The sequence below is a fragment of the Vibrio phycocola genome (genome assembly GCF_054404255.1).
This window is the reverse complement of sequence record NZ_JBTAMQ010000001.1, coordinates 124920-150675: the sequence shown is the minus strand read 5'-3', so window position 1 is coordinate 150675 and position 25756 is coordinate 124920. Positions and strand designations below refer to the sequence as shown.

Annotated in this window: 24 protein-coding genes and 2 riboswitches; of the genes, 14 read left to right on the top strand and 10 right to left on the bottom strand. The window is 39.7% G+C overall.

The genetic code is table 11. The features are described from left to right. The first annotated feature begins 94 nt into the window (after positions 1-94). A complete protein-coding gene (yjeH, locus tag ACXJY6_RS00715; protein ID WP_458766821.1) occupies positions 95-1348 on the top strand; it encodes an L-methionine/branched-chain amino acid transporter in 1254 nt (417 codons plus the stop codon). Positions 1349-1389: 41 nt separating this feature from the next. Here yjeH and ACXJY6_RS00710 read toward each other — a convergent pair whose 3' ends face one another. Both ACXJY6_RS00710 and ACXJY6_RS00705 read right to left on the bottom strand, forming a co-directional pair. Further along, entirely contained in the window at positions 1390-2334 is a 945-nt protein-coding gene (locus ACXJY6_RS00710) for a DMT family transporter (RefSeq protein ID WP_458766819.1), read from the bottom strand. A 166-nt stretch (positions 2335-2500) separates the two neighbouring features. After that, a riboswitch (FMN riboswitch) is annotated at positions 2501-2656 on the bottom strand. A 267-nt stretch (positions 2657-2923) separates the two neighbouring features. Further along, positions 2924-3799 carry a LysR family transcriptional regulator gene (locus ACXJY6_RS00705; RefSeq protein WP_456051200.1) on the bottom strand — a complete coding sequence of 292 codons (876 nt, stop codon included), beginning with the start codon at positions 3797-3799 and terminating at the stop codon, positions 2924-2926. A 209-nt stretch (positions 3800-4008) separates the two neighbouring features. On the opposite strand from ACXJY6_RS00705, the gene ACXJY6_RS00700 reads away from it, so the two are divergent. Then, positions 4009-5223: an MFS transporter gene (locus ACXJY6_RS00700; protein WP_458766817.1), complete on the top strand. Its 1215-nt coding sequence runs from the start codon at positions 4009-4011 to the stop codon at positions 5221-5223. Positions 5224-5540: 317 nt separating this feature from the next. Next, positions 5541-5626, top strand: a riboswitch (cyclic di-GMP riboswitch). A gap of 112 nt (positions 5627-5738) precedes the next feature. Further along, a complete protein-coding gene (locus ACXJY6_RS00695; protein WP_458766816.1) occupies positions 5739-10148 on the top strand; it encodes a hypothetical protein in 4410 nt (1469 codons plus the stop codon). A gap of 329 nt (positions 10149-10477) precedes the next feature. Here ACXJY6_RS00695 and ACXJY6_RS00690 read toward each other — a convergent pair whose 3' ends face one another. After that, positions 10478-11422, bottom strand: coding sequence for a hypothetical protein (locus ACXJY6_RS00690; RefSeq protein ID WP_458766814.1), 945 nt, complete (start codon positions 11420-11422; stop codon positions 10478-10480). A gap of 161 nt (positions 11423-11583) precedes the next feature. Next, positions 11584-11706: a hypothetical protein gene (locus tag ACXJY6_RS00685; protein ID WP_456051196.1), complete on the bottom strand. Its 123-nt coding sequence runs from the start codon at positions 11704-11706 to the stop codon at positions 11584-11586. 222 nt (positions 11707-11928) lie between these two features. Between ACXJY6_RS00685 and ACXJY6_RS00680 the strand changes: the two genes are divergently transcribed. The 6 genes from ACXJY6_RS00680 (at position 11929) to ACXJY6_RS00655 (ending at position 17332) form a co-directional block, all read left to right on the top strand. Beyond that, positions 11929-12453 carry a DUF937 domain-containing protein gene (locus ACXJY6_RS00680; protein WP_456051195.1) on the top strand — a complete coding sequence of 175 codons (525 nt, stop codon included), beginning with the start codon at positions 11929-11931 and terminating at the stop codon, positions 12451-12453. Between the two features lie 51 nt (positions 12454-12504). After that, on the top strand, positions 12505-12831 hold the full coding sequence (locus tag ACXJY6_RS00675; RefSeq protein WP_458766812.1) for a YegP family protein: 327 nt from the start codon (positions 12505-12507) through the stop codon (positions 12829-12831). Between the two features lie 87 nt (positions 12832-12918). Next, the gene (locus tag ACXJY6_RS00670; RefSeq protein WP_458766811.1) at positions 12919-15297 is read left to right on the top strand and encodes a helicase HerA domain-containing protein; all 2379 of its coding nucleotides are present in this window, start codon (positions 12919-12921) and stop codon (positions 15295-15297) included. Positions 15298-15542: 245 nt separating this feature from the next. Continuing rightward, positions 15543-16070: a cytochrome b gene (locus tag ACXJY6_RS00665; protein WP_458766809.1), complete on the top strand. Its 528-nt coding sequence runs from the start codon at positions 15543-15545 to the stop codon at positions 16068-16070. Positions 16071-16085: 15 nt separating this feature from the next. Next, on the top strand, positions 16086-16658 hold the full coding sequence (locus ACXJY6_RS00660; RefSeq protein ID WP_456051191.1) for a YceI family protein: 573 nt from the start codon (positions 16086-16088) through the stop codon (positions 16656-16658). A 296-nt stretch (positions 16659-16954) separates the two neighbouring features. Further along, the gene (locus ACXJY6_RS00655; RefSeq protein ID WP_458766807.1) at positions 16955-17332 is read left to right on the top strand and encodes an MmcQ/YjbR family DNA-binding protein; all 378 of its coding nucleotides are present in this window, start codon (positions 16955-16957) and stop codon (positions 17330-17332) included. Between the two features lie 5 nt (positions 17333-17337). Here the strand turns inward: ACXJY6_RS00655 and ACXJY6_RS00650 are convergent, their stop codons facing one another. After that, positions 17338-18252 (bottom strand): DMT family transporter, encoded by a 915-nt coding sequence (locus tag ACXJY6_RS00650; RefSeq protein ID WP_458766805.1) that lies wholly within the window; start codon positions 18250-18252, stop codon positions 17338-17340. Between the two features lie 94 nt (positions 18253-18346). On the opposite strand from ACXJY6_RS00650, the gene ACXJY6_RS00645 reads away from it, so the two are divergent. After that, positions 18347-19264, top strand: coding sequence for a LysR family transcriptional regulator (locus ACXJY6_RS00645; protein WP_458766803.1), 918 nt, complete (start codon positions 18347-18349; stop codon positions 19262-19264). Positions 19265-19266: 2 nt separating this feature from the next. On the opposite strand, the gene ACXJY6_RS00640 is transcribed toward ACXJY6_RS00645, so the two are convergent. Then, positions 19267-19566, bottom strand: coding sequence for a nitrogen fixation protein NifW (locus ACXJY6_RS00640; protein ID WP_458766801.1), 300 nt, complete (start codon positions 19564-19566; stop codon positions 19267-19269). A gap of 295 nt (positions 19567-19861) precedes the next feature. Between ACXJY6_RS00640 and ACXJY6_RS00635 the strand changes: the two genes are divergently transcribed. Then, positions 19862-20356, top strand: coding sequence for a hypothetical protein (locus ACXJY6_RS00635; RefSeq protein WP_458766799.1), 495 nt, complete (start codon positions 19862-19864; stop codon positions 20354-20356). Positions 20357-20454: 98 nt separating this feature from the next. On the opposite strand, the gene ACXJY6_RS00630 is transcribed toward ACXJY6_RS00635, so the two are convergent. Next, on the bottom strand, positions 20455-20730 hold the full coding sequence (locus ACXJY6_RS00630; protein ID WP_456051184.1) for a hypothetical protein: 276 nt from the start codon (positions 20728-20730) through the stop codon (positions 20455-20457). A gap of 11 nt (positions 20731-20741) precedes the next feature. After that, positions 20742-21104, bottom strand: coding sequence for a winged helix-turn-helix transcriptional regulator (locus ACXJY6_RS00625; protein WP_456051183.1), 363 nt, complete (start codon positions 21102-21104; stop codon positions 20742-20744). A gap of 212 nt (positions 21105-21316) precedes the next feature. Here ACXJY6_RS00625 and ACXJY6_RS00620 point away from each other — a divergent pair, with 212 nt between their 5' ends. Further along, entirely contained in the window at positions 21317-21970 is a 654-nt protein-coding gene (locus ACXJY6_RS00620; protein ID WP_458766797.1) for a nitroreductase family protein, read from the top strand. A 107-nt stretch (positions 21971-22077) separates the two neighbouring features. Here the strand turns inward: ACXJY6_RS00620 and mscL are convergent, their stop codons facing one another. After that, positions 22078-22482 (bottom strand): large-conductance mechanosensitive channel protein MscL, encoded by a 405-nt coding sequence (gene mscL, locus ACXJY6_RS00615; RefSeq protein WP_456051181.1) that lies wholly within the window; start codon positions 22480-22482, stop codon positions 22078-22080. A gap of 403 nt (positions 22483-22885) precedes the next feature. Here mscL and ACXJY6_RS00610 point away from each other — a divergent pair, with 403 nt between their 5' ends. Both ACXJY6_RS00610 and ACXJY6_RS00605 read left to right on the top strand, forming a co-directional pair. Next, positions 22886-23806, top strand: a complete 921-nt coding sequence (locus ACXJY6_RS00610) for a sensor domain-containing diguanylate cyclase (RefSeq protein ID WP_458766795.1) — start codon at positions 22886-22888, stop codon at positions 23804-23806. A gap of 73 nt (positions 23807-23879) precedes the next feature. Then, positions 23880-24536 carry an NAD(P)H-binding protein gene (locus tag ACXJY6_RS00605; protein ID WP_456051179.1) on the top strand — a complete coding sequence of 219 codons (657 nt, stop codon included), beginning with the start codon at positions 23880-23882 and terminating at the stop codon, positions 24534-24536. Here ACXJY6_RS00605 and ACXJY6_RS00600 read toward each other — a convergent pair. After that, entirely contained in the window at positions 24533-25453 is a 921-nt protein-coding gene (locus ACXJY6_RS00600; RefSeq protein WP_458766793.1) for a DMT family transporter, read from the bottom strand. The genes ACXJY6_RS00605 and ACXJY6_RS00600 overlap by 4 nt on opposite strands. Positions 25454-25756 lie beyond the last annotated feature (303 nt).

The window sequence follows — 25756 nt, the reverse complement described above, 5'->3', positions numbered from 1 at the left end:
TTTAAAATAAATACTGCAGCCCTATTTTTGTCTCGTGTATTATAGAGCCCGAACAATATGCAACCAAGAAATTATCAATAATTCAGGTGAATCTGTGGCCCAAGAACTAAAAAAAGAAATTTCTCTCGTGTCGGGAATTTCCCAACTTTCGACGACATTAATGGGAACAGGGCTTTTTATGATTCCTGCTATAGCAACCGGAATTGCAGGACAATACACACTCTGGGCTTGGCTATTTCTTTTTATTGCGGTTTCCCCTATTGCATTAACTTTTGCACAATTAGGTAAACAGTTTCCCAGTGCAGGAGGAACATCTCACTTCGTACGTCTCGCATTTAATGAACGGTTAGAGCATGCCGTTGCCTGGTTATTTGTCAGTGTAATCCCTGTTGGCATACCTGCTGCCGTAGTACTCGCCAGTGGGTTTTCTTCGCAACTTTTACCAGAACCGTTGAACATGCCCTGGATAGCTCAAAGTATCACAATAATACTTCTCACCATTGTTAATCTACTCGGAACGAAATCCAGTGGTCGTCTTCAATCACTGATAGCGCTTAGTGTCTTTGCCTTAGTTATTGCATTAGTATGGAAAGCCGATATAGGTAGTGTGGATATCTCATTGCCTGACTTTGACCAGAGCCAATTTCCCGCAATCGCTTCAGCACTTGGGGTTATGTTTTGGTGCTTTGTCGGTATTGAAGCCTTTGCTCACATGGGAGAGGAATTTAAAAATCCACAACGAGATTTCCCAATCGCGATATTGGTAGGATGTCTAATCGCGGGAGTAACCTATTATGCCTGCTCTGTTGTTGTCTATAAATTAGGGGCATACGGCAGTAGTGAATTTGATAACGCTTCAATCCCTTGGATAAGTGAGCACCTATTTGGCGCTCGATTTTCTGCAGTAATCAGTATTGTTGGGTTTTTCGCGTGTTTTGCGAGTATTAATCTATATGTCCAAAGTTTTGCACGAATGATTTGGGCGCAAGCACGGCAGTATCGTAGCCAAAGTCGCATTGCTAAAGTGTCAAGACGAGGCGTTCCAGTAAACGCAACTCTCGCGGTAATCATCACTATATTCATCTCGATGACATTAGGCGAAGTCACTGACTTAGATTTAGCATTTTTCCTGAAACTCGCGAATGGGATTTTTGTGCTGGTATATTGGCTTGCAATGCTAGCGGCTTATCGACTACTTGAAGGAAAATCGAAACTCTTAGCCGCTGTGTCATTAGCCTTATGCAGTGTTGTTATCTTTTGTTTAGGCTGGGCAATGCTGTACGCAGTCATAATATTCTTGTGTCTGAGTCAACCATGGTCCAAACACACCAATGAAAAACTGGCCTAAGGGATGTTTTAGGCCAGATTCGTATCCAAATACTTAAAACACTACGATTGTGAGACCTGTTTAGGCTTTGAATGTTTGCCGAACAATGAGACTTCTTTGTAACGTAAACCAACATTTCCCAAAATCAGCATCGTCGCACCAAGAATTTGATACCAGTTTAATGACATATCAAGCGCCACCCAGTTTATCACCGCCGCAAAAACTGGAAACGTCATTTCAACCAATGTTGCATGTTGAGCACGAATACGTCCTAAGCCACGATAATATAGCCACATACCAACTAAACCACTTAGCAAAGCCATTCCTACAATCCAACTAATATCACTCGTTGGAATTCTGTTCACATTTACGTTCATCGAAACTGCAAACACAGAAAGTACCATTAACCCAGACAGGAAACGCCCCGAAAGAATTGCATTCGCAGGCACGTTATTGTTTGCTAAATACTTACCACAGACGGTTGCACAACCCCACGCAAACACTGCCAGCAACGTAAAACCGTAACCCAAGAAAATCGATTGAATGTCGTTGCTATAGTGAAGTGAAGTGGCACTTAGACCAGAAATATCCGGCCAAATCATAACCAAACTACCCAATAAAATAACACCAGCCCATTGAATGAAGCGTCTCTCTACCAGCTCTTTTAAAAATAGATAAGCCATAACAACAGCCACTATTGGCTGAAGTTTTTGCAATAGAATCACAACAGTTGGGTTTATGTATCGAAAGGCTTCGGTAAATGCGAGCGTACCAATAGCAGACCCAACTCCCCCAATAAAAAATAGGGCGAAATATGACTTGGTCGACAAATGGAACAAAACGCTTCGATTTCGCCAGATCAAAGGCAAAGTCACGAGCGCGAGTGTTATGTGTTCAAGAAGAACGATTTGTAAAGTGCTATAGCCTTGTTCTAATAAAGGGTAGCGAATAAGCGTGTCTAACGCCCATGTTAGGCAAGCTAACATAATAAAGAATGTACCTGTCATCTTTTTAATCTCCTACAAAGATGCACAGGGGTGATGATTGAATGGCCAAACGAACGTCACTCACTGATACTGACTCATCAGAATAAGAAGCTTCTTACCTGAAAAGTTTGGTAACACAGGTGATCACTCAGGTAGATCCACCGAAATGGATCACTAAGTTGTATTGGTCGATCTTCTTTCATCCGGACTATAACCGTCGGCTCTGGAGTTTAACCAGATCTGCTGTCCTTATTCTTAACCGAATAAGCGCTCGCGGGCTTGCTTAGTTCTTAGCACTTAGCTTACCGCCGGTGGGGAGTTCCGCCCCGCCCTGAAGTTCGAAAAATAGTATATTTTGTATTCTCATACCCTCCTGTACAGCAAACTGTATAAGGGCAGTATGAAACGCGTTATTTATAGCTTAAATAACATCAATGTTGTAGTAATAAATGCTTCAGAAAATGAATTGTGAATAACTCATTCTTCTAACAATAATTTTCAACTTAGCAATATGAAATAATTAAAATAATAAATTCAAATAGATAGAAACAAACTATTTTACTTTTACCTAATATAACCCCATTTCACCCGCCAGCTACTCATCAAACTATTAGCCACTAACTTGATCTAATACAAAGTCGCGGAATACCTTATTCGCCCTTGATAGGTAGCTATCATGGCGCCATGCTAAACTGAGATCGACTGAAAATGATTTCTCAAAAGGACGAGTTACAATGCTATCGTCAGCTTGAATTGCAACTTTCCACATTGGCGAAACCGCATAACCCTGACGAATAATTGACTTAATCAACGGTAATAAATTACTGCTAAACGCCACCTTTGGAGCTAAATTAACTTCTCTACTTATCCGTTCAATTAATATGTGATGATAATAACCTTTTCGGAACAAGACCAACTCATGCGAAAGAAAATCATGGTAGCTAATCACCTCTTTTTCCGCTAACGGATGGTCGGCGGCCATGCAGACCACCATTTCTTCACGAATCAATTTTCCACTGGCTAATTCTGGAGTTAAATCTTTGTCCGCAACAACACCTAGTTCAACGGTTCCCGCCAACAACAGGTCGCGAATATTACGCGTTCCCGTATCCGTGACATTGATGTTTAATCCGGGGTATTGATGCTTAAATGCCATTAATAACGGAGGGAAATAGTAAGAACCCAGCACACTAGGCACGCAAATTTCGACTTCTCCAGTGTCCAATCCCTCTAAAGCTTGCATTGCCAATTTCGCGTCCTTTGCTTGACACAAAACTCGCCGAGCATGTTCGGTAAATTGAGTCCCAGCGGTCGTAATACTGACACCGCGTTCACGACGATGAAAGAGGTCAACTTTAAGCTCGGCTTCCAGCTTTTTAATGCTGGTACTAACCGCGGGCTGAGCTAAATTGAGTTGCCTTGCTGCCGCTGAGATCGATCCTGTTTCAACGACTGCAATAAAGTGTTTTAGCTGTCTTAATTCCATCTATCCCTCACCTATCTAACATCGAATCCCTTAACCAATTTGGCACGTATCGCATTCACTCCATTGCTAACTATACCTATAATTTATATTTATGGAATTAATAAAAACAACATATTTTATTTATCATCATTAACTGGTTACTCTTATTGCATATCTATTTATTACTAACTGAATTTTTCAACCAACTTACTAGTAGCGAAAACGAAACAGTGAAAAAATTAACCCACTATAGCCGCATTATTACCGCAATCTGCCTTTCTTCAGTTGTAACATTCGCAAATATCTATTGGCTACAACCGTTACTCCCTGTCATCCAGCAAGAATTTAATATTGAACCATTGTCTGCTAACTTAGCGATGTCAGCGCCATTGTTAGGAATGGGTATCGGTTTACTCTTTTTCGCAAGCTGGTCAGATGCTATTGGCCGCTGTCGGATCCTAATAGGTGGTATCGCTCTTGGCATACTTGTTTCATTACTTTTACCCTTTGTCCATGACTACTCCTTGTTCTTAATTTTACGTTTTGCTCAAGGCTTATTGCTGGCAGCTTGCCCGGCGGTCGCCGTTCCTCTATTGGGAGATGAACTAAGAAAAAGTTGGCTTCCATCAGCCGTTGGGTTTTACATTGCTTCTAATACTCTAGGCGGCATTTGTAGTCGACTGATTGGGGGAGTTACAGCGGAACATCTCGGTGGCTGGCAGTCAGCAGGTTGGATAATAGCGGGCATCACATCACTATGTTTTTTGGTAATTGTTTGGTTATTACCCAACCAGAAACATTTCACCCCGATAAAATTCCATTTAAAGCCTAGTGTTCAAGCCTTTGGGCAGCATTTAGCTCGACCTCAACTATTACTTATTTATCTGATGATTGGCCTTACGTTTGGATGTTTCGTCAACCTTTCTAACTATCTCATGATGATATTGGAAGAAGCGCCTTACCATATGACAAGTGATCTTCGCAGTATGATGTTCTTAACCTTGCTAGGAGGCACCACTAGTTCATCGCTAGTAGGGAAATTTACAAAAAATCATTCTCTAATTTCAGGCGTCGTAACAGGAATAGCCGTTATGTTCGCAGCGAATTTACTGATGACTGGAGGACAGATTCAGCTGCTCATTATCGGAATGATTCTCACGTCAGTTGGGTTCTTTTTCTGTCATGCTCAGGCAAGTACTTTAGTGGGCAAAAGTGTGAAGAAGGCAAAAGGAAGTGCCCAAGCTCTTTATAGTCTTTTCTACTATAGTGGTGCTAGCTTAGGTGTATTTGTAATAGAGCCACTCTATCAGCTTTGGGGCTGGCAAGGTGTATTAACTAGTATGCGAGTTGCACTTGGGTTAGCTTGTCTACTTATGTTTATCTATTATATTCTTACAAAAAAACAACTTAAAAAGAACACAGAACAAACACAAATTTCATATTAAAACAACTAGATACATTCTTACATAAAACAAACAAAAAAAGAACAGAACTCACACACAGGTCGATTGCTCAAACGAAGAACGAAGTGTTATTTTTATTAATAGTACACGGATGTATATTGGCTAAGTCGATATACTTTCGACGTTTGACTTTTTTTACAATTGCAGTCGAATGAGCCTAAGAAAAAATATGATCGCATTTATTGCCCTTAAAACAATTTATGCTATTGTTAATAAGAGAGTGAAATAGAGTAAAAACTATTTCATTTTTTGTAGGTATCATGATTGCTAATAACGTGATGCTTTTCATGTATATAAATTGTAGAAAATGGCAAAACTGTCGAAAGGCAGTGACGCAAAGTCTCCGGTCCGACGGTGAGTTAACCAGGATAGCGGGATTACCTCAAAAATTGAAGAGCGTTTTAGTAGTCTGATTGACCTAGTGTTAATTTCAAATTAGTAATTCGCAACATTTGCGGTGCGTCATGCCATCTCTAAAGTCATATCTTGGAGATAGTATGAACATATTTAAAAACATATACTTAAAATGTATTTGTTACCTTTCATTATTCATCGTATCGATAACACCTGGTGTTGTCCTTGCAGATGCTTCTGTTAATTTCAATGGTGTTGACTCTTACGTTGAAATGACGACTTGGGAGCCAACTGGAAGTTTTGAAGTTGAAGTACAGTTGCGAGATGTGTCATTCGCAAACCAAGATAAGATATATATCGCTTCAAGTTTTACTGATAGAGAATACCTAGCTATATATGCAAAATCTGTACAAGGTCAGTTTGGTCAAGATTGGCCAGGCGTATGGGGGAAATTCGATTTTGCTAGTAGTAACTATCTAAAAGTTCGAATTGAAGAAGGCAGTATTTATGCTTCAGATGGTTCCAATGAAGGTATCACCTATGACTCGAGTATTTCTCCAGCTCTTGTTAGCTTTGACAATCTATTCCGCAGAGGGAATACGTATTCTTCTGGTGGATTAGAATCAATTACTTTTTCTGACTTAAATGATTCTTCCAATAATCGTACTATTACATTTGATAACAATGGCAACGCTATTGTAACGTCAACGACGAGTACGACTGCCTCTACAATAAATGTGGACTCTTCTGATATTACTATTATTAGCGATAGTTCAACATCTGTTGCTGATTCCACGCTTAACGATGGTACGTCGTCGGTCAAATTCAACGGTACTGATTCATATATTGAAATGACACCATGGGTGCCTACTGGTAGCTTTAAAGTAATGGCATGGATTGATGACGTCTCTGAGTCGTACGATAGGGTTTATCTTGCTTCAAACTCAGAGAATCATGAAAATGTTGGTTATTTTCCAAACGCGGTTCAATCTAAAATCAATTCAGCTTGGGTCGGCGTATGGGGCTCGATGAATTTTTCTGAGACTAAGTACGTAGAAGTGACCTTTAATCAAGGCTCTATGACTGTATCTGATGGTGTTACTGAAGAAACAACCTATAACAATAGCATTGATCCTTTATCTGTTAGTTATGACCGAATATTCCGCAGAGATAGTACGTACTCCGAAGGTAGTCTACTTGCGATTGCATTCGTAGATTTAAATGATGAAGACAACTATCGAGTTGTTACGTTTGACTCTAGTGGCCAGCCTGTAGTTTCAGCTACTTCAGATGTGGACGTTAGTTTCAAAGGAACACTGGCAGTTAGCTCTAACACAGCACTTACAGCTGAGCAATCAACCGCTTTACTTGAATTAGATGAATCCTATTCTCTTAGTCTTACATCAGATGATGATTCTAACGCTACGGCTTCTGATACGGTTGATACTAATTCATCCCCTTCTGACAACGAGAATGATAACTCAGTTGAAATGAGTTCATCTGTTAAGTTCAATGGTACAAATTCATATATCGAAATGACGCCATGGGTGCCTACTGGTAGCTTTAAAGTAATGGCATGGATTGATGACGTCTCTGAGTCGTACGATAGGGTTTATCTTGCTTCAAACTCAGAGAATCATGAAAATGTTGGTTATTTTCCAAACGCGGTTCAATCTAAAATCAATTCAGCTTGGGTCGGCGTATGGGGCTCGATGAATTTTTCTGAGACTAAGTACGTAGAAGTGACCTTTAATCAAGGCTCTATGACTGTATCTGATGGTGTTACTGAAGAAACAACCTATAACAATAGCATTGATCCTTTATCTGTTAGTTATGACCGAATATTCCGCAGAGATAGTACGTACTCCGAAGGTAGTCTACTTGCGATTGCATTCGTAGATTTAAATGATGAAGACAACTATCGAGTTGTTACGTTCGACTCTAGTGGCCAGCCTGTAGTTTCAGCTACTTCAGATGTGGGCGTTAGTTTCAAAGGGACACTAGCTTTTGATACGAATATTGCACTTACTTCGGAGCAATCAACCGCTTTCTTAGAATTAGGTGACTCTTATTCTCTTGATCTTACATCAGATAGCGATGCTTCTGACAACACGACTTCAGATACTAACTCAAACACCTCTGATACGGTTAATACTGATTCATCAACTTCTGACAACTCTGTTGAAATGAGCTCATCCGTTAAGTTCAACGGTACGAATTCATATATTGAAATGACACCATGGGAGCCCACTGGTAGCTTTAAAGTAATGGCGTGGATCGATGACGTATCTCAGTCGTATGATAGAGTCTATCTCGCATCCAGCTCCGAAACCCATGAAAATATTGGTTACTTTCCAAACGCTGTTCAATCTAAAATCAATTCAGTTTGGGTCGGCGTTTGGGGGTCTATGAATTTTGCTGAAACGAAGTATGTTGAGGTTACCTTTGATCAAGGCTCTATGACTGTATCTGACGGCGTTACTGTAGAAACAACCTACAACAACAGCATTGATCCGTTAGCTGCTAGTTATGACCGCATATTCCGCAGAGACAATTGGTACTCGGAAGGTAGCCTACTTGCTATTGCGTTTGTAGACTTGAATGATGATGACAATTATAGAGTTATTACATTTGACTCTAGTGGTCAGCCTGTAGTTTCATCTAATTCTAATGTTGAAGTAAGTGTAGAAGGCTCAACTACATCAACAAAAATAAATGGAGACCTGACTGATGAGCAGTATGCAGCAATACAGAAGCTAGAAACAAGTTACTCAATTAGCTTTTCTAATGATGGCACTACTGAGAATGGATCGGATAACAGCGCTGGAAATGAGACAAATGATAGCGTTTCAAGCGGCTCTGATAATTCAACAACAACGAATACCGATTCAACATCAAATGATGGTGACAACACTGGTATTGAATTTGACGGTGTTAATAGCTACGCACAAATGACAACATGGATACCGACCGGAGAGCATCGCGTTGTCGCTTGGTTAGAACCAACAACAAGCTCGGAAGGTTACCTTGTATCGAATTCATCATCTGGTGGAGATTATATTTCATTTACAAAGAATACGGTTACTGTAAGCATTGATTACGTAAAATACACCGCATCAGGCATCAACATTACGAATACTGACTTCTTAGAAGTAATCATTAAATATGGTTCGATTACCATTTCCGACGGTGACAATGAATCTACAACGTCAAACAGCAAAATAAACCCTAAGAATATTTCCTATGATAGGTTATTCCGCAAAGACAATACATTTTCAAAAGGAATCTTACAATCAATCGCATTTGTTGACGTCAATACAACAACAAATAGTCGTACGATAGCATTCGATGAATATGGTTCTACTCGAGTGATCTCTGACGATGATGCAACCGTAACATTATATAATGTCGAGGATAATGATGTAATTTCTGGCCTCACTGTACCAAATCCAGATTTTACAACTATCACAGATGCAGATGCTCTTGGAGACTTAATCCTTTCTCAATATCCAAATTTACCTATGGTTACGGAAGATGGACATGACTCTGAAGATTTCGCATGGACAGGTCACTATTGGATAAGAACATATATAAATCTATACAAGGCAACCAAAGACACAAAATATATTGATTGGGCAGTAGAACTCGCTGAATTTATGTTTTATAACACTGACGACAAGCGAGCCCAAAGAAATGGAACCAGCCGAAATAGTTACGTAACAGCTCCAAAGTATTACTTAGTGAATAGGGATAAGTTTGCCCCAGGATGGATGCGAAGTTCACTGAAAAGAGTACTTTTGCTTGATGACGGTATGATACTAAGTCCAATTATGCGACTCGTCGATGTAATCAAAACAGATAATCTATCTGCATTCGATAGCCAAGCTAATGAATTCATGCGCCGTAGTACTATAATTGCTGAATCTCACAATACATCATGGAGTGAAACTAAACAAAGTGCAATTGCTGGTAGTTGGTACTACGTATCCACAAACCAAAGATATGGAGACGCAGGGCTATATTCCAATCCTCTTTCATACAACCACTCATTAGCAATGTCTACAGCGCTACTATATATAGATAAATGGAGTGGAGGGAATGACGACTTCAAAAACAAACTTAATAAAATTGAGAGTTTCTTTGAATCATTTATGACCAACCAAGCTGATGGTAGCTGTGAGTGGAGCTACACTTGGCAAAGTAATGGAAATGAGGTATCTGAAGATATTAACCATGGTCATATTGATGTCGGTTATTTCACTGTAGCTGCAGAAGAAGGGTATTTAAACAACACTGATATTGTTGAATGTATGGCTAAAACCGTTGTAAATAACATAGCAATTGGTCCAGGAGTGACACCAAATCGCGTCAATGGCGATAGTGTTGCAATTGAAAATGAACAATTTGTCGTTTCGTACGATTACCGTAAGCTTGCTTCTTATGAACCATCGATAACAGCACGAGCAAACAACTTGGTAAGACAATTTACATCGTTAAATGGTTGGTCTAGACATTATCTAGCAATAACGGAAGCTATACTTGACGACAATTAAACGCACACAATAAACATGTGCTAACTTAACTACCGATATTATTCGTTCACTTTGAATCTTATATTTCCCCCAATATAGATTTATTGTGAGCGAATATTCATTTTTGTGACCTTTAGACTTCCCCCTCACGTTCCGACTATCATCGCTTATAAAAAGCACTTTCTCCCCTATCGACACTTATACGGATGACAATTTAGCTAGAATGGAATAGTTTGGTCAGAGTAAATGGCTGGCATTTCATAAGGCATGAAATCACCTTGAATATCGTGTTACCAACCAAGTTGCTAATGAAGTTATCTTTGAAAAGAGGAATCGAGTGTGCTTATACCCTATCTGAGAGCAGCGGGAACGCGAAGTTTATAAAGTGGAGAAGGTACCTTCTCACTAGTAACGTAGAGGTATTGTCCAGATTGATCGAATCCTAGTGCCTCAGCTTGTTTCATATTGGGTAACTCAATTTCGATAGGAGGTTTGGAGAAAATGCCGTCCCAAGGGTTTTCACTCGAATTTTGATATAGATATACGCCTTCATAAGTCAAAATAGCAAGGTTTTTACCGTCGGCAGATATATCCATTGCAGTAGGCTTATTTCCGTAATTAAAAAGCCTAACAAACGAAAAGCCTTTACCCGACGCATCTGGAATCGGATAAATTTCACCAAGATCCGTAGCCACCATCTTGCCATTTGCGACTAGCGGAAGTTCAAAAAGTTTCGGGACATCGTCTCGTTTAGTCAACAACATTATTCTTTCACGTTGCACATCTACGGCGACTGCTTCGCTGTCATGCGATCCATCAGGATAACTAAATTCAATATGCCAGGTAGGCTCGATCACAATGTCTGTTTTTGCTCTATAGCTCAAATCAGGCTCTGGAATGATATAGATGTTGTAGCTAGTCCACTCTTCATCATTGTCTCCAACATCTGCAACTAACAAATAAGGTTTACCCTTGAATGTGAAAGAAGCCAAATCTTCCCAATCGCGATTCTCAACACCCGCTAAAGTAATAGAGGTCCGAAGTTCACCTTCCGTTGTTACGGCATAAATAGTATTGGCATTCCCGCTGTCATTGTTTAACCAAAGTAATTGTTCATCAATACGGGAAACGGCTATACCGCTTGCTTCGGACAGGCGATGATCATCAATTTGAAAACGAGAATTAACATTGGAAGCATGGGCGTTGCTGACCAGTAAATAACTTCCCGAAATGGCGACACACGAGATACCTAGCAAAGCCATCGATTTAATTAACGAAGCGCGATGAAATGTCATATTGAGACTAAAGCTCTAGTAATGATAACTGCATATCTTATTGGCTATTCAATGAGCTATCTGTTCATAGGTATCTGACTAAACTAACAAATTTTTCATCATATTGCTCTAATATTTACAAAATCCACTCATAATGTAAGCTCTAGATCTTAAACTAATGCTTACGCAACATGATCAACGGCAAATATCACTTTGCTACAACACCCAGTCTCTATAACTTCGTAAATCCCCAAGCTACTTAAGCAATAATCACCAGAACCAATGATCGCTAGAATATGGAGCATTAATTATTCGTTCCACGATTACCAACAGGTTCTATCAATAATCATCGCTAGTTAAAAGACACGATCCAGCTCTGGGTAACCTTCCACCGAACTTGTTCAATTTTGAGAATGAGCCAAATTGTATCGCTCTCGTATTGACCAAAACTGTTTTAAAATGTTATCAAAATGTAGGTTATATATTAATAAAAAAAACAATCAGTATTTCTGGTTAAAAGGAAAAGTATGAATATTTTAAGCACTCTTTTACAAAGCGGACTTGATGAAAATCTGATTAGTTCGATTGCCGAGAAAACAGGTATCGATGCAGGTTCTTTACCTTCTCTTATCTCAGAGGTGGCACCACAACTGCTAGAGGGCGCGAAAGCGAATCTTGCTGGTGAAGGGGATTCTTCTGATTTAATTAGCATGATTTCAAATACGAGTTTAGATGATGTCGTCAGCAATCCATCAAGCCTTCTCGATATGGATACATCTGGCATGATTGGTCAGTTATTCTCATCTGGCAATCAAGATGAAGTCGTTAATGCCATGAGTGAAAAGAGTGGTTTCGATGCGTCTTCTATCTCTGCTTTGTTGCCGATGCTTGCGCCTGTAGTTATGGGTGCATTAAACAAACAAACAAACTTGGGTGACACCGACACTTCGGATACCAACGGAGTCACGTCAATGTTAACAAATATGTTAGACCAAGATGGCGATGGATCGGTAGCCGATGATCTATTAGGCATGGCGAAAAAATTCTTTTAAGTAATGAAAAACATAATATACCGTCTGTATATGTAAATTAAGGAATAAAGAATGATCATTAAATTGAAAAAAAGTGATGCAAAAGAACCGTTTACTTTCGCTTTCTTGAACACGGAAGGAAAAACGATTGTAAAAAGCGAAAGCTACTCAAAAAAAGCCAATGCTAAAAACGGTATCGAGTCTGTGATTAAAAACTGCGCTGTTGACGCACGCTATGAATTTAAAGAATCAAAAAATGGTAAAGCATTCTTCAACGTGAAAGCGACCAATGGTCAAGTTGTGGGTACCAGTGCTTTGTTTGCGTCTGAAGCTGAAAGAGATGCTGCCATTGCTGAACTCAAAGCCGATAGTGCAAAAGCTGAAATTGTAGAAGAGTAAAATATTCTTCGAGATAAAGAGTGAATATCTTCCGGGTATTCACTCTTTTTATTCCCTTCCGTAAAAATCATCCCAAAAAGGTCGCTCATGAATAGTGCAATTGATTATGAAAAATTAAAGCTATTTTATATCGGAAAAGAAACTACCAACGATGATAGCCATATTCCACTGGTGTATAAAAATAAAGATCTTAGAACACATGCTGCGATTATCGGCATGACTGGAAGTGGTAAAACGGGGTTGGGAATTTCTCTTCTTGAAGAGGCGGCGATTGATAATATTCCATCAATCATCATCGATCCTAAAGGAGATATGGGAAACCTGCTTCTCACCTTCCCAGAGTTGAAAGGAGACGACTTTAAACCATGGATTTCTGAGCAGGACGCGACCAATAACGGAGTAAGCTTAGATGAGCAGGCACAAAATACAGCTGACATGTGGAAAAACGGAATTGAAGGCGATTTCCAAAGTGCGCAAAGAATTGAAAAGCTAAAAAACAGTGCCGACTATACTATCTATACCCCAGGCAGCACGGCAGGGGTTCAGATTTCAATCCTATCGTCGTTTAAATGCCCTTCTAAAGAAGTGTTAGAAGACAATGATCTACTTGTCTCTGTTATCAATTCAACGGTGTCATCGATATTGTCTTTAATCGGTGAGAAAAACGATGCGTCTTCAAAACAAAGCATCTTAATTTCGTCAATTTTTATGAATTATTACTCTCAAGGTAAAGACTTAAACCTTGAAGAGCTTATATCTTTGATTGTTACCCCACCCTTCGCCAAAGTGGGAATTTTTGATTTAGAAACTTTCTTTGCTCAGGCAGACCGTCTCAAACTAGCATTAAAGCTCAATACCATTATTGCAAATCCAGCGTTTAAGACATGGATAGAAGGCGAATCATTGGATATTTCTAACCTTCTGTACGATGAGAATGGTAAAGCAAAGGTTTCTATTTTCTCGATTGCGCATTTAGATGATACTCAGCGCATGTTTTTTGTTTCTTTGCTATTGAATCAAATGGTCTCTTGGATGAGGCGACAGGAAGGCACTTCATCACTCAAAGCTCTGCTGTATATGGATGAGATCTTCGGTTATTTTCCACCGAGTGCGAATCCGCCTACAAAGCAACCAATGCTTACTTTATTGAAGCAGGCTCGATCGTTCGGCATAGGAATCATCCTATCAACGCAGAACCCAGTCGACATCGACTATAAAGGGCTTTCAAACATCGGAACGTGGTTTATTGGGCGGCTGCAAACCAAACAAGATAAAGAAAAAGTCATCGATGGCTTAAGCAGTGCAAATGAAGGAGCTATAGATAAAAGTGAATTGTTTGATTTACTCTCAAACCTAGAAAAACGTTCCTTTATTCTCAAGAATATTAATCAAGATGGAATTAAAGTCTTTAAAACGCGTTGGGCGCTATCTTACCTTAAAGGGCCAATATCTAAGGATGATATCAAAACACTGATGGCGCAAAAAAAGGCTGAGAGAGTCTCGACTCAAAGGTCAGCTACACCAGATACCAAACCATCAGCTGTCCATAAAGTTCCAAGTGAAAATCACAACGCCAAGCCTGTTATTTCAAACAGCTTAGAGCAAAAATACACATACCTTTCGCAGAGTGAGCATTACTATTTACAGCCCTACTTGCTCTTATCTTGTGATGTCCAATTCGTAAACAGCTCGAAAGGTATCGATAAAAAAGAGCACCATGCCTACAAACTCTACCTTGATGAAAGTATGTCTGATATCGATTATGAAGACAGAGAAATCATTGAGAGCATTGAATTCGAAGGAAAACAGCGATTAGGTTCGTCATTCTATGGAGTACCCACGTTTGTTCAAAATGAGAGAGAGATAAAATCCATAGTTAAAAGCTTTAGCGATTATCTATATCGAAATCGCAAAATGACTTTGTATAAAAATCGATCGTTGAAGCTTATTTCAAAACAAGATGAATCTCTCGCCGATTTTAAAGTTCGCATGCAAGACAAACTCAATGAGCTTATTGATGAAAGTGTTGAAAAGCTCCAAGTAAAATATAAGAAGCTTGATGACTCATTAGACAAGAAGCTCGATAAACTCAATGACAAGCTCGAGAAAGAAGAGTTACAGGCCCGTGCAACGACCACCAATACACTTCTCTCTATCGGCAGTTCATTACTCGGTGCTTTCTTTGGTAAATCAGTTGTGAATAAAACCAATATTGGCAAAGTCGCGACAAGTGCTCGTGGCGCAAGTCGAGTTATCAAGGAACGAAATGATATTAAATATGTCGAAGAAGACATCGCTGAAATAACCACTCAAATTAGTGAACTCGAAGACAAACTTAAAATCGATATTGAAGCGATCAACAACAAATATGTATTGGAGAACTATGAACTTGAGGAAGTCATTGTTAAGCCAAGAAGAAGCGATATATTTAATGTCAAAATAGCGTTGTTGTGGCAAGAACAATAAAACGAACAGTGAACATTCAATTACAAAATAAAAGCATAAGCGATTGATTTTAATATTAAATAAATCATTCATCGGAGTGCGGCTTTCGGTATAAGTTGTACTCCGCTTTCAGTCCTAATACCCTCTCAAACTTTTTTAAAATTAATGTAACAACCGATAACTTTAACCTTGTCGTGACAAAATATTTACTTTATTGTCTCAATATCATAACAACTCATCGCGATTTTCTAATTTAGGGTTTTCGCATGGCCAAAACTGCTTATTCATATAATCGAACCGCAAAAGCACTGCATTGGTTATCCGCATTGTGTGTGATCAGTTTATTTATTTTAGGCTGGTGGATGGTTGATCTCACTTACTACAGTCAGTGGTATCAGGTTGCACCGTTATGGCACAAGTCTATCGGATTTTTCTTATGCATTGCCACGGTATTTCGTTTTATCTGGAAGATGACAACAACGTCACCAGAACCAGAAGGAAAGAGATGGGAAGTTACACTCGCTAAGCTTGTTCATGGCTGCCTTTACCTTCTGCTATTTGCTCTATTTATTAGTGGATATCTAATTTCTACCGCAGATGGACGCCCCATTGAAATATTTAATTGGTTCGCGATTCCAGGTTTGGGATCATTTATTGAAAACCAAGAAGTTATTGCAGGAGATATCCACTATTACCTTGCTTACTCGTTGATTAGTTTAGCTTTGCTTCACGCACTCGCTGCGCTAAAACATCACTTTATCAACAAAGATAATACGCTTAAAAAAATGCTATAAAACAGAGGACACATAATGAAAAATTTACTTCTAAGTACCGCGTTAAGTTCAATTTTAGCAGTGCCTATGTTTGCTAACGCTGCTGATTACATCATTGATACCGCAGGTGCACATGCTTCAATTAACTTTAAAGTAAGCCATTTAGGTTTCAGTGTAATTCAAGGTCGTTTTAATACATTTGATGGCGAATTTAGCTACGATGAAAACAACGTAGAAGCATCAAAGGTAATGGTGAATATCGATACAACAAGCCTTGATTCAAACCATGCTGAACGCGATAAGCATCTGAAAAGTGACGACTATATCGATGCTGGTAAATTCTCAACAGCAACATTTGTCAGTACAAAAGTCTCCAAAAAAGACGATAGCAATCTTGCAATCATGGGTGATTTAACCCTTCACGGAATGACCAAGCCCGTTACTATTGACGCAAAATTAATCGGTGCAGGCGATGATCCTTGGGGCAACCGTCGCGCTGGATTTGAAGGTACAACTCGTATAGAGCTTGCTGATTTTGGCATAAAAGCGTCCGGTGCCTCAAGCTATGTCGACTTGGATCTTTACGTTGAAGGTATCCAAAAGAAATAATTGGTTGAAACGAGCATTTAGCTTCTTTTGTAGCGATACTTGTCGGTCATAAGATCAATGATTGTGAGACCACTAGTATCGCTTAATCTATACAAATTCATACTACCTCAATCTCATTAGATTTTTTCGATGCTTTACCCTCCCATTCAACCACAATAGATTTAGACTTCACCTTGTGTGTGATACCAACCAAATATCAGGTTGACAAATGCATACTCCATGAGTTGAATAACATATGTACTCTTACTCTGGTGAACCAAAAAACGAGAGAATTCCCGAGAAATAGGAACCGAGCTATGGATATAACAGAGTTTAATAGTTTCTGTCAGACGTTTGTTGCAACCAGCCATGTCGTACAATGGAACAACGCTGAAGTTTGGAAAGTCGGAGGAAAGGTTTTTGCCATTGGTTTTACATCAAAAATTGGCGAGCCCTCTTATACATTTAAAGTATCAAACCTAAACTACGACTTTCTCAGTGATGAAGATGGATATCAGCCAGCTCCTTACTTTGCTAGTAGAGGGATGAAATGGATTCAACAAACAGAAACATCAGGCCCACTAGACGATGATTTAAAATACTACCTTTCAGAATCTTATAGAATTGTAGCCAGTGGTTTGAGTAAAAAGAAACGATCTGAATTGGGTATCGATATTACGCCTAATAAGAGTTAGCAAAATCAATCCGATTTTCTTAACGACGTTACCATCACACTAATGAAAATCAACATACCACCCAATCCTTGCAACATCGTAAGAGTTTCATTCAGCCACACAACTGCAAACAACGCTCCGAATAACGGTTCACTTCCCATCAATAAAGAAACTCGTGTTGGCGATACACGACGCACTGCGTAGTTTTGGGCGTAAAATGCAAATAGTGTACAGAATATCACTAGGTACCCCATGATTAACCAGAATTCAAATTCGGAAGGTAGTTCTACCCCAATTGGCGACAACGTAACGCCAATAGCAGCCATTATCGATACCACGCCCGATTGAATTGCCGTAAGAGTCGTCGTGGTTATCTTTTTATTATGTGTAAAACGCTTAGTCGTCGTAACCATGAGTGCTCGTAGTATCGCTGCAACCAGAATTAACCCATCACCCAAATTAAAGCTCAAATTATCGCCCCACGGCGATGAGGTCGTCAGGCATAGAACACCAACGACACTAAGAAACGTCATAGCCAGCAAAGACCTACTCACGGATTTTCGATTAATCAATGGCTCTAACAACGCCGTTAAGATAACCGATAGGCTGATGATAAATGCCGCCTTAGCAGCAGAAGTATGGAGCACACCATAAACTTCAAAAACAAAAATCGCCGACAAAATAACTCCGCCTGGTAACGCCGAACGCCAGTCATTATTGAGGCCTGCGTAAGTATCTTTCATCGTTTTAGGCAATAAGCTCAAAAACGTTAGACAAAATCGTATCGCAATAAATATGAATACGTTGGTAAAGCTTAACGCTTCTTTCGTCATTCCATAGCTAGTGCCCCAAAACAACGCCACCATTAACAACATAAGTTCCATAATAGGGATACGATGTCCAAATAATCGTATCGGAGTCACCACGGCTTGTGTATTCATCTTCATTTTCCAGAACAAGTAACATTTGATTTTCTAAGTATCAATTAGTAACCTGAAAAGATAAATACATCTTGATACATAGGACTTGTGCATTTTGGATACAAATAAACTTCTACCTCTGCTATCTGAAATGGGTGTATTTGTTAAGGTTGTTGAGTTAGGTAGTTTTTCTAAAGCCGCCATTCACCTCGGCACCGCGCCCTCTTCCATCAGCCGCACCATCACCAAACTTGAGCAAGCTCTAGAAGAAAAACTACTCGAACGAACGACGAGACAAATGCATCTAACGCCGAAAGGGGAAATTATATTTGCTCACTGTCGAGATATGCTCAATACCGCCCAAACTGCCGTTTCAGCCGCTTACGCAGACAAAACTGACATTTCGGGAATACTTCGTGTTGCCGCTCCAAAAGCATTCTCGAGACAAGTTCTGATGCCGTTGATCTTTCAGTTCCGCAAAACCCACCCAAATGTTTCAATACATCTGAAAGTTGCTGATCACGTGATCGACCCAATTGGAAATGAAGTCGATGTATTGATTCACATTACCCAAGATCCAATCCTAGGGTTGGTTGCTAAACGACTCGGACATTGCAAAATGAAGATATGTGCGAGCCAAGCTTACATTGAACAAAAAGGGATTCCACATCATCCATCAGATCTTGCACAACATAACTGCATTTGCCTAGGTGAAACCCCTAAGGACAGTGTGTGGACATTTAACCGAGAATCCGACGTAGTAAAGGTCAATGTCAAGGGCAGCTTTAGTGTCAATCACAGCGAAATTAGACGTGAGGCCATTCTTCAAGATATCGGTATTTCACTCTTTCCGGATTTTGCGATTCAAGAGCAGATATCATCAGGGCAAGTTGTTGAACTTTTGCCAGATTGGCGGATGGGAGGGAGTTACCAAGGAGAGATCGTCGCGCAATATGCTCAATCACGTTACGTACCAACCCAAATACTAGGGTTTGTAGATTACCTAAATAACCATTTTAACGAGATGAAGTAAAGTTAACGTCGTTGACAAGATAAACATCCTCGACACGCTGATCGAGAGTGTTTGTCCAATCGTCCACGTTGTATTTTACAATAGGCATTTTTTAGCGCCCTCCTCGCTGAAAACCAATCCTCTGGCTTTTCCAACAGTAGATTACCATTAAACCGCTTCGCCAATTGCACGCCATATTCGTCGATGAACTTACTATCAAAATCAATTTCAAAATAGTCTAGCGCTTGTTCGATGGACGTAAACGCTTTTATCACTTGTAGAATATCTGGAGGGACATTGAGTTCGGGGGACGATTTTTCCATTGATCTCTTCTCTTCCTTGAATGCACTGCCAGTGTAAAACGAGAACAGAAACGATGAACTGAACCAAATCAAACTTTGAACTGTCTCACGTATCAAGAATGAAAGGCTCCTGACGGTGGGCTTGAAGTAGGGATTAATGCTCCTAGGTGATTGTTTTTTCCTAATCTGCCCCAAAATTATTGGAGTAAGTGTTTTGATTGTCGTAAACCTGATTCATCGCATAGTGGGAACAACCCAAGCCATGTAGGTTAACGAATGTATTTTTGGATTGTTAAGTAAAAGGCTGGAAAGATAGATGTCTGAAGTAGCAACAAATGTAACCAATAGCGAGTCCGTAATGCAGACAGTGCTAGACACACTCAATTCTGGCTGGGGATATACTATCGGCGGCATTATCATTGTCGTCGCCGCAGGGTATTGGATCTACAAAAAACTCAATACACCTCGTTTCATGGTGCAACAAATACGCCGTCGTAATCTCAAGGAAATGAAAAAACAAGGGGCGGATGCAGAAGGTTCAGAAGCCATGGCTGATTTGGATAGATTGCTCGATTCTGTAGAGGCCTATGCGACCAATCAGGGAATGACTGGCGCAGCAATGTCTCAGTTGCTCGCTCCATTGCAAAAAGTCAATGACAATAAATCCGGTGCCAGCTTTTATCATTCTATGGCGCACATTGCGAAAACTATCGGCGACGTTAACCTTGCCAAAAACCTGTCGAAGAAGTCAAAACAGGTTAAGTCTAGTTCAGCGTTAATGGCCGGCTTGTTAAAGCGTGCTGGAGTTTAAAATTTAGTACCGTTCATACTTTATAAAAAATAGGTTCAGCATTGTGCTGAACCTATTTATATTGTGAATAGTATTTTTTGCGCGTCACTCAGTGTCTGCTAAAGTCGGCGGTTTCTCACTAACGCCCTTCTCACATTTTTACACAACTTGCCAAAACGATATAAGTCATCAAAACCAGGAGAAACACCATTGTCAATTTGATGCTGCCAATAGGTCAAGTCCGTGTCGACAAGTTCCATGAGTTTCTTGGGACAGCCAATACACGAATTATCAACGCCACACTTGAATGTGTCCTCTTGATACAAAGGAAATTCTCGTTTGACCGCATCAATGATTTGCTGCATCGCCGTTATTCGATCAGGTTTTTTTGTCATTATGTCTGCCGCTAAATTCCGTTGTGTTCAGTCCACTCTTTCAACTCTTTAAGAAAGCCCAATGCCGTTCGTCCAAAGTCCGTAATTTCATAACTTACCGCAACAGGTCGAGTATTGAGCACATTTCGCTTAACCAATTTACGCTCTTCCAACTCTTTCAAGCGTTGATCTATCATCTTTTTGCTTGCACCACTGATCATACGACAAAGCTCATTAAATCGAACAGGCTCGTCTCTTAAATGCCACAGTATCGTCCCTGTCCATTTTCCACCTAATACATTCATTCCTCTTTCAATAGCACAAGGAGAGGTACAGCGAGTATCCCGTGATACGATCTTCTCTGCCTTTTTCGGACTCGTTTTGATTGTATTCATATTATCGCCCATTTTCACAACACTAGGTTACTAAAAGTATACTAGTTGACTTAAGTTACCTTCAAGTGCAACATTATCACAATCACATTGATATGACAGTGTTTATGGTTACTTTTTCAGGTTGTCGCCCAACAGAAATAACGGCCAATGTCAGCCCATACTAACGCCCAATATAGTTAGAAACACTTTTAACAGCCACTTGGATTAAAACAATGAATACGATTCTAAACGACCTTCAAAACCGCTATACCGCTAAAAGCTATGACCCAAGCAAAAAAGTATCTTCAGATGACCTAAATATTTTTCTCGAAGCGTTGCGTCTCTCAGCATCATCTATAAATTCACAGCCATGGAAGTTTATTGTTATTGAATCTGACTCAGCCAAACAACGTATGTTTGATTCATTTACCCACAAATTTCAGTTTAATCAGCCACACATTAAAACCTGTTCTCATATCATTTTATTTGCTCATAAGACCGAGTATTCTCGTGCCGATTACGAGGCGGTTATCGATCAACAAATTGCTGATGGACGAATGCCTGCAGAACAAAAAGAAGCGGCATTTTCAGCCTATGCGTTTGTTGAACTCAATAAAGATGAGCAAGGGCAGCATGCTGACTGGACAAAGTCACAAACCTATATTGCTCTGGGAAATGCTCTTCATACCTTGGCTCGTCTAGGTATTGATTCAACAACAATGGAAGGTATCGATTCTGATATGCTGAAAACGCTGTTTTCAGAAGAATTAGATGGGTATGAATGTCATGTAGCGTTAGCGATTGGCTATCACAACAAAGAAGAAGATTACAATTTGGGATTGCCAAAATCCCGCCTTAACTTTAATGAAGTTATTGATATTATTTAATTTAAGCGTAGTAATACTGGTTTTATCTTTGTTTACATTAATTAAAATAAAAATGGTGCTCAATTGAGCACCATTTATCAATTCTAAACTATTATCTCATCGAATGATTAAGATTTAGTTTTCAATAAATCACGAATTTCAGTTAAAAGCACTTCTTCTGATGAAGGAGCAGGTGGTGCTTTTGGTGCTTCTTCTTCTTTTTTCTTCATTGAATTGATGCCTTTAATCATCATGAAGATAGCAAAAGCAACGATAGTGAAATCTAACATCGTCTGAATAAATGCACCGTAACTGATTACAACGGCTTCAGCATCTCCAGTCGCTTCTTTAAGTACGATCGCTAAATCAGAAAAATCGACACCGCCTAACATTAAACCAATTGGTGGCATGATTACGCCTGATACTAATGCCGTGACAATTTTACCGAACGCTGCGCCGATAATGATACCAACGGCCATATCGACAACATTTCCTTTTACAGCAAATTCCTTAAATTCTTTCATCATACCCATAATATTCGCTCTCACTTTGTCTTATTAATTAAATTTAAAATTCTGCGCTTCAACTCTACTAATATCTGTTTGATCTAACGCAGCGTTGGGCATTGGAACTTATCTCTTTTGCAAATAATTTCATTTACAAAAAACAATGACCTAAATCAATTTTTACATGGATATTTCATTCTCTACCAGTAATTTCAGTGACTAAACCCATAAGATTCCATCACTTCTCGAAATTAAGAACATGAATAAGTGATTCGCGATAAATGATCGAGCATATGAAAATACACTAATAGCCTATTTTCTCTTGAAAATTGTAATTTCTTCAAATTTTTCCTACGCTTAAATCAGTTTCTTATGTGACTCAAAACCAAACCGGATAAAACACCCTACCTATATAGTGAGAATTGACCATATGAATAACATTTCTGATTTGACGTTGTACAGAGAGGTTATGGACATCCTACCAACACCGGTTCTGATTAAGAATAATGAACTACGATACGTCTTTATAAATAAAGCATTTGAAGATCTGTTTCAGGTCGATAGAAAAAATATCATTGGTGAACTCGACAAAGATGTGTTCGCACAGCGCCAAGTCACTCAATGCAGTTCTGGTGACCTTAGGGTACTTGCTACTGGTGAAGTAGACGAATCCTATGAAACAGTATTTGATAAAAACTCAGAACAACGAGAAGTCATTACTCGGAAAAATAGGTTAATTGCTGAGAGTGGTGAACCCTATTTAGTTGGTACTATTCATGATATTACCGACGTTTCAGTTACGAATAGACAATTAATTGAAAGCGAAGCCAAATTAAAAGAACAATCTAATGCATTGGAACTAATGGCAAACACTGACCCACTAACTGGAAGCCTAAACCGACGCTCATTAGATGAACGCCTTCCACGATTGTTTACCGAGCAAAACAATATTGGCGGCGTCATCGTTCTAGATATCGATCACTTTAAGGCAATCAATGATGCCTACGGACATCACGTTGGAGATATCGTACTAAAAGACTTAGTCGACGCGATATCCAGTATTGCGCCCGAAGGCTATGATCTTATCCGAATGGGGGGAGAAGAGTTCTTAGTTGGATGTCCAGGAATTGATGCGAGTACATTAACGGAACTTGCAGAAAACTTGCGTCAATACATTGAGAGAGCAACCATTATTACTCCTAGTGTCAAACTCTCAATCACAGTGAGTATTGGTACATCACACACTCAAGCCGTAAATAAATGGGACTTGGACAAACTGATTCATCTGGCCGACCAAGCTCTATATCAAGCGAAGGAAAGTGGCCGAAATCAAGTCGTCAATTATCTCTAGGTTCCAACTCATGTGACGAACAAGGAAAACAGTGGTAACTTGTTCGTCTATTCATTCAGCGGAGCCTGCATTCATGAGTAAAGTCGCTATAGTGATCGGTGCAACCGGTTTAGTCGGTAACGCCCTTGTACAACAACTCTCTACCGATGACTCATTTCACAAGATAGTCTGTATTACTCGCCGACCGATATTGATTAATGATGGCAAAATCGTCAATCAAGTTATTGATTTTGATAACTTAGAACAACATGCGTCATTATTTTCTGGTGACTTTTTATTCTCGTGTCTCGGCACCACACGCCATCAAGCTGGGAGCATTGATGCGCAGAAAAAAGTGGATATTGACTATCAATTAAAGGCCGCCCGACTCGCCGCAAAGAATGGTGTAACCCAATACCTTTTAGTTTCATCTGCAGGAGCCAATTCTCGAAGTAAAAGCCCATATCTAAAAATGAAGGGAGAGCTTGAGGATCAAATAGCTTCGTTGCCGTTTGAACGTATTGCTATTGTACAACCCTCGGCACTATTGGGATATCGTGAAACGCCACGTATCAGTGAAAAAATAGGAGGTTGGATTCTTCCAATACTGACTTCGATTCCTCCTTTAAAAAAGTATCGCCCGATCACTGGCTTTCAAGTCGCTGCTAAACTCATCAATATTAGTCAGCAACAAACGCAGAGATTCGAGCGATTTCAACTGGATGAACTGTTTAATATCGAAATCCGTTAATCAGACTTATTACGTTTACTGATCACCACCACCGATCCCACAACCAGTGCAATTCCTATGGCGTGGAAAACGGTGAAGCTTTCACCTAACAATGAAACTGCAAACAACGTCGTAATTACTGGACCAATATTGCCTGTTAAACTCAACACCGACGGAGTTAACCTCGCCATACCAGCCGCCATAAAATAAGACGGCAAAACAGTACAGAAAAAACCCGTCGCAATACCCAATAAAATCAGCTCGGATGACATATCACTAAATGAAGTACCATAGAGACTATATTGCAATAGAATGATACTTCCAGCACTCCCCATCCCAACACTGGTAAACAGTTGACTACCTAATACCGTAATCAGGCGCTTACTCAATATCAAATAAACCGCAAATACAAACGCTGAGGCGATAGCAAGCATGCTGCCAAACCAAACTTGCTCTCCAAAGTGAGATAAATCATGAATAACGATAAATGCAATTCCGATATACCCCATGAAGATCGCCTTAATAAGACCTGGCTTTAGACGATCTTTAAATACAACCGCACTGATCACGACCACAAATGTAGGGTAAAGAAATATCAATAAGCGTTCTAGCTGAGCTGAAATCAATGATAAAGATACGATGTCCAAAAAGCTGGCACAGTAATATCCAAGAATTCCGACCAATGCTGCTTGCCATCCATAAGTTTGAAGTGCACTACGCGCGCGGCTTTCACGACACAACCAGAGTAATATGATGATATAGAATGGTAGCGAGCTAGCCGCACGTAAACTCATAATCGCTGTCGCATCACCACCTGCGTCATACGCAAGCTTAATCAAGACAGGCTTAATTGAAAAAAGTGCGGTCCCCAAAAGAGCATATACAATACCAATACTGTATTGAGATATATCTTGAGATCGAACAGAGGGATCATTCATTACTCGTTCCTTAATTTAATAAAAAAGGCTACGAGATAAATGACGAAACGGCTGCATTCACTCGCAGCCGGACACAACAACGTCTACCGACTGCAGGGCATAAGAAGGAGCCAGAGTTTAGTAGTGTGTTGATACATTGAAATTTCCTTAAGATTGAGAAGCCACGTTATCAGACCATTTGAATAGTGACAAGCAATATAAATTCATGGCCTAAGTTTGTGCTATGGTAGACGGATTAAACGGATTAAAATGACACCTTATTTTTCGCTCGGTTTCTTCGTCTATTTTCTTTAGCTTATTTTG

Bases quoted from the DNA above. Each gene is read 5' to 3' on its own strand.
- ACXJY6_RS00605 (WP_456051179.1), top strand. From the start codon at position 23,880: ATGAGTAAAGTCGCTATAGTGATCGGTGCAACCGGTTTAGTCGGTAAC.
- ACXJY6_RS00625 (WP_456051183.1), bottom strand. From the start codon at position 21,104: ATGAATACAATCAAAACGAGTCCGAAAAAGGCAGAGAAGATCGTATCA.
- ACXJY6_RS00635 (WP_458766799.1), top strand. From the start codon at position 19,862: ATGTCTGAAGTAGCAACAAATGTAACCAATAGCGAGTCCGTAATGCAG.
- ACXJY6_RS00650 (WP_458766805.1), bottom strand. From the start codon at position 18,252: ATGAATACACAAGCCGTGGTGACTCCGATACGATTATTTGGACATCGT.
- ACXJY6_RS00710 (WP_458766819.1), bottom strand. From the start codon at position 2,334: ATGACAGGTACATTCTTTATTATGTTAGCTTGCCTAACATGGGCGTTA.
- ACXJY6_RS00670 (WP_458766811.1), top strand. From the start codon at position 12,919: ATGAATAGTGCAATTGATTATGAAAAATTAAAGCTATTTTATATCGGA.
- mscL (WP_456051181.1), bottom strand. From the start codon at position 22,482: ATGGGTATGATGAAAGAATTTAAGGAATTTGCTGTAAAAGGAAATGTT.
- ACXJY6_RS00640 (WP_458766801.1), bottom strand. From the start codon at position 19,566: ATGGAAAAATCGTCCCCCGAACTCAATGTCCCTCCAGATATTCTACAA.
- ACXJY6_RS00660 (WP_456051191.1), top strand. From the start codon at position 16,086: ATGAAAAATTTACTTCTAAGTACCGCGTTAAGTTCAATTTTAGCAGTG.
- ACXJY6_RS00600 (WP_458766793.1), bottom strand. From the start codon at position 25,453: ATGAATGATCCCTCTGTTCGATCTCAAGATATATCTCAATACAGTATT.
- ACXJY6_RS00620 (WP_458766797.1), top strand. From the start codon at position 21,317: ATGAATACGATTCTAAACGACCTTCAAAACCGCTATACCGCTAAAAGC.
- ACXJY6_RS00685 (WP_456051196.1), bottom strand. From the start codon at position 11,706: ATGCTCCATATTCTAGCGATCATTGGTTCTGGTGATTATTGCTTAAGT.
- ACXJY6_RS00680 (WP_456051195.1), top strand. From the start codon at position 11,929: ATGAATATTTTAAGCACTCTTTTACAAAGCGGACTTGATGAAAATCTG.
- ACXJY6_RS00675 (WP_458766812.1), top strand. From the start codon at position 12,505: ATGATCATTAAATTGAAAAAAAGTGATGCAAAAGAACCGTTTACTTTC.
- ACXJY6_RS00665 (WP_458766809.1), top strand. From the start codon at position 15,543: ATGGCCAAAACTGCTTATTCATATAATCGAACCGCAAAAGCACTGCAT.
- ACXJY6_RS00655 (WP_458766807.1), top strand. From the start codon at position 16,955: ATGGATATAACAGAGTTTAATAGTTTCTGTCAGACGTTTGTTGCAACC.
- ACXJY6_RS00610 (WP_458766795.1), top strand. From the start codon at position 22,886: ATGAATAACATTTCTGATTTGACGTTGTACAGAGAGGTTATGGACATC.
- ACXJY6_RS00630 (WP_456051184.1), bottom strand. From the start codon at position 20,730: ATGACAAAAAAACCTGATCGAATAACGGCGATGCAGCAAATCATTGAT.
- ACXJY6_RS00695 (WP_458766816.1), top strand. From the start codon at position 5,739: ATGAACATATTTAAAAACATATACTTAAAATGTATTTGTTACCTTTCA.
- ACXJY6_RS00705 (WP_456051200.1), bottom strand. From the start codon at position 3,799: ATGGAATTAAGACAGCTAAAACACTTTATTGCAGTCGTTGAAACAGGA.
- ACXJY6_RS00690 (WP_458766814.1), bottom strand. From the start codon at position 11,422: ATGACATTTCATCGCGCTTCGTTAATTAAATCGATGGCTTTGCTAGGT.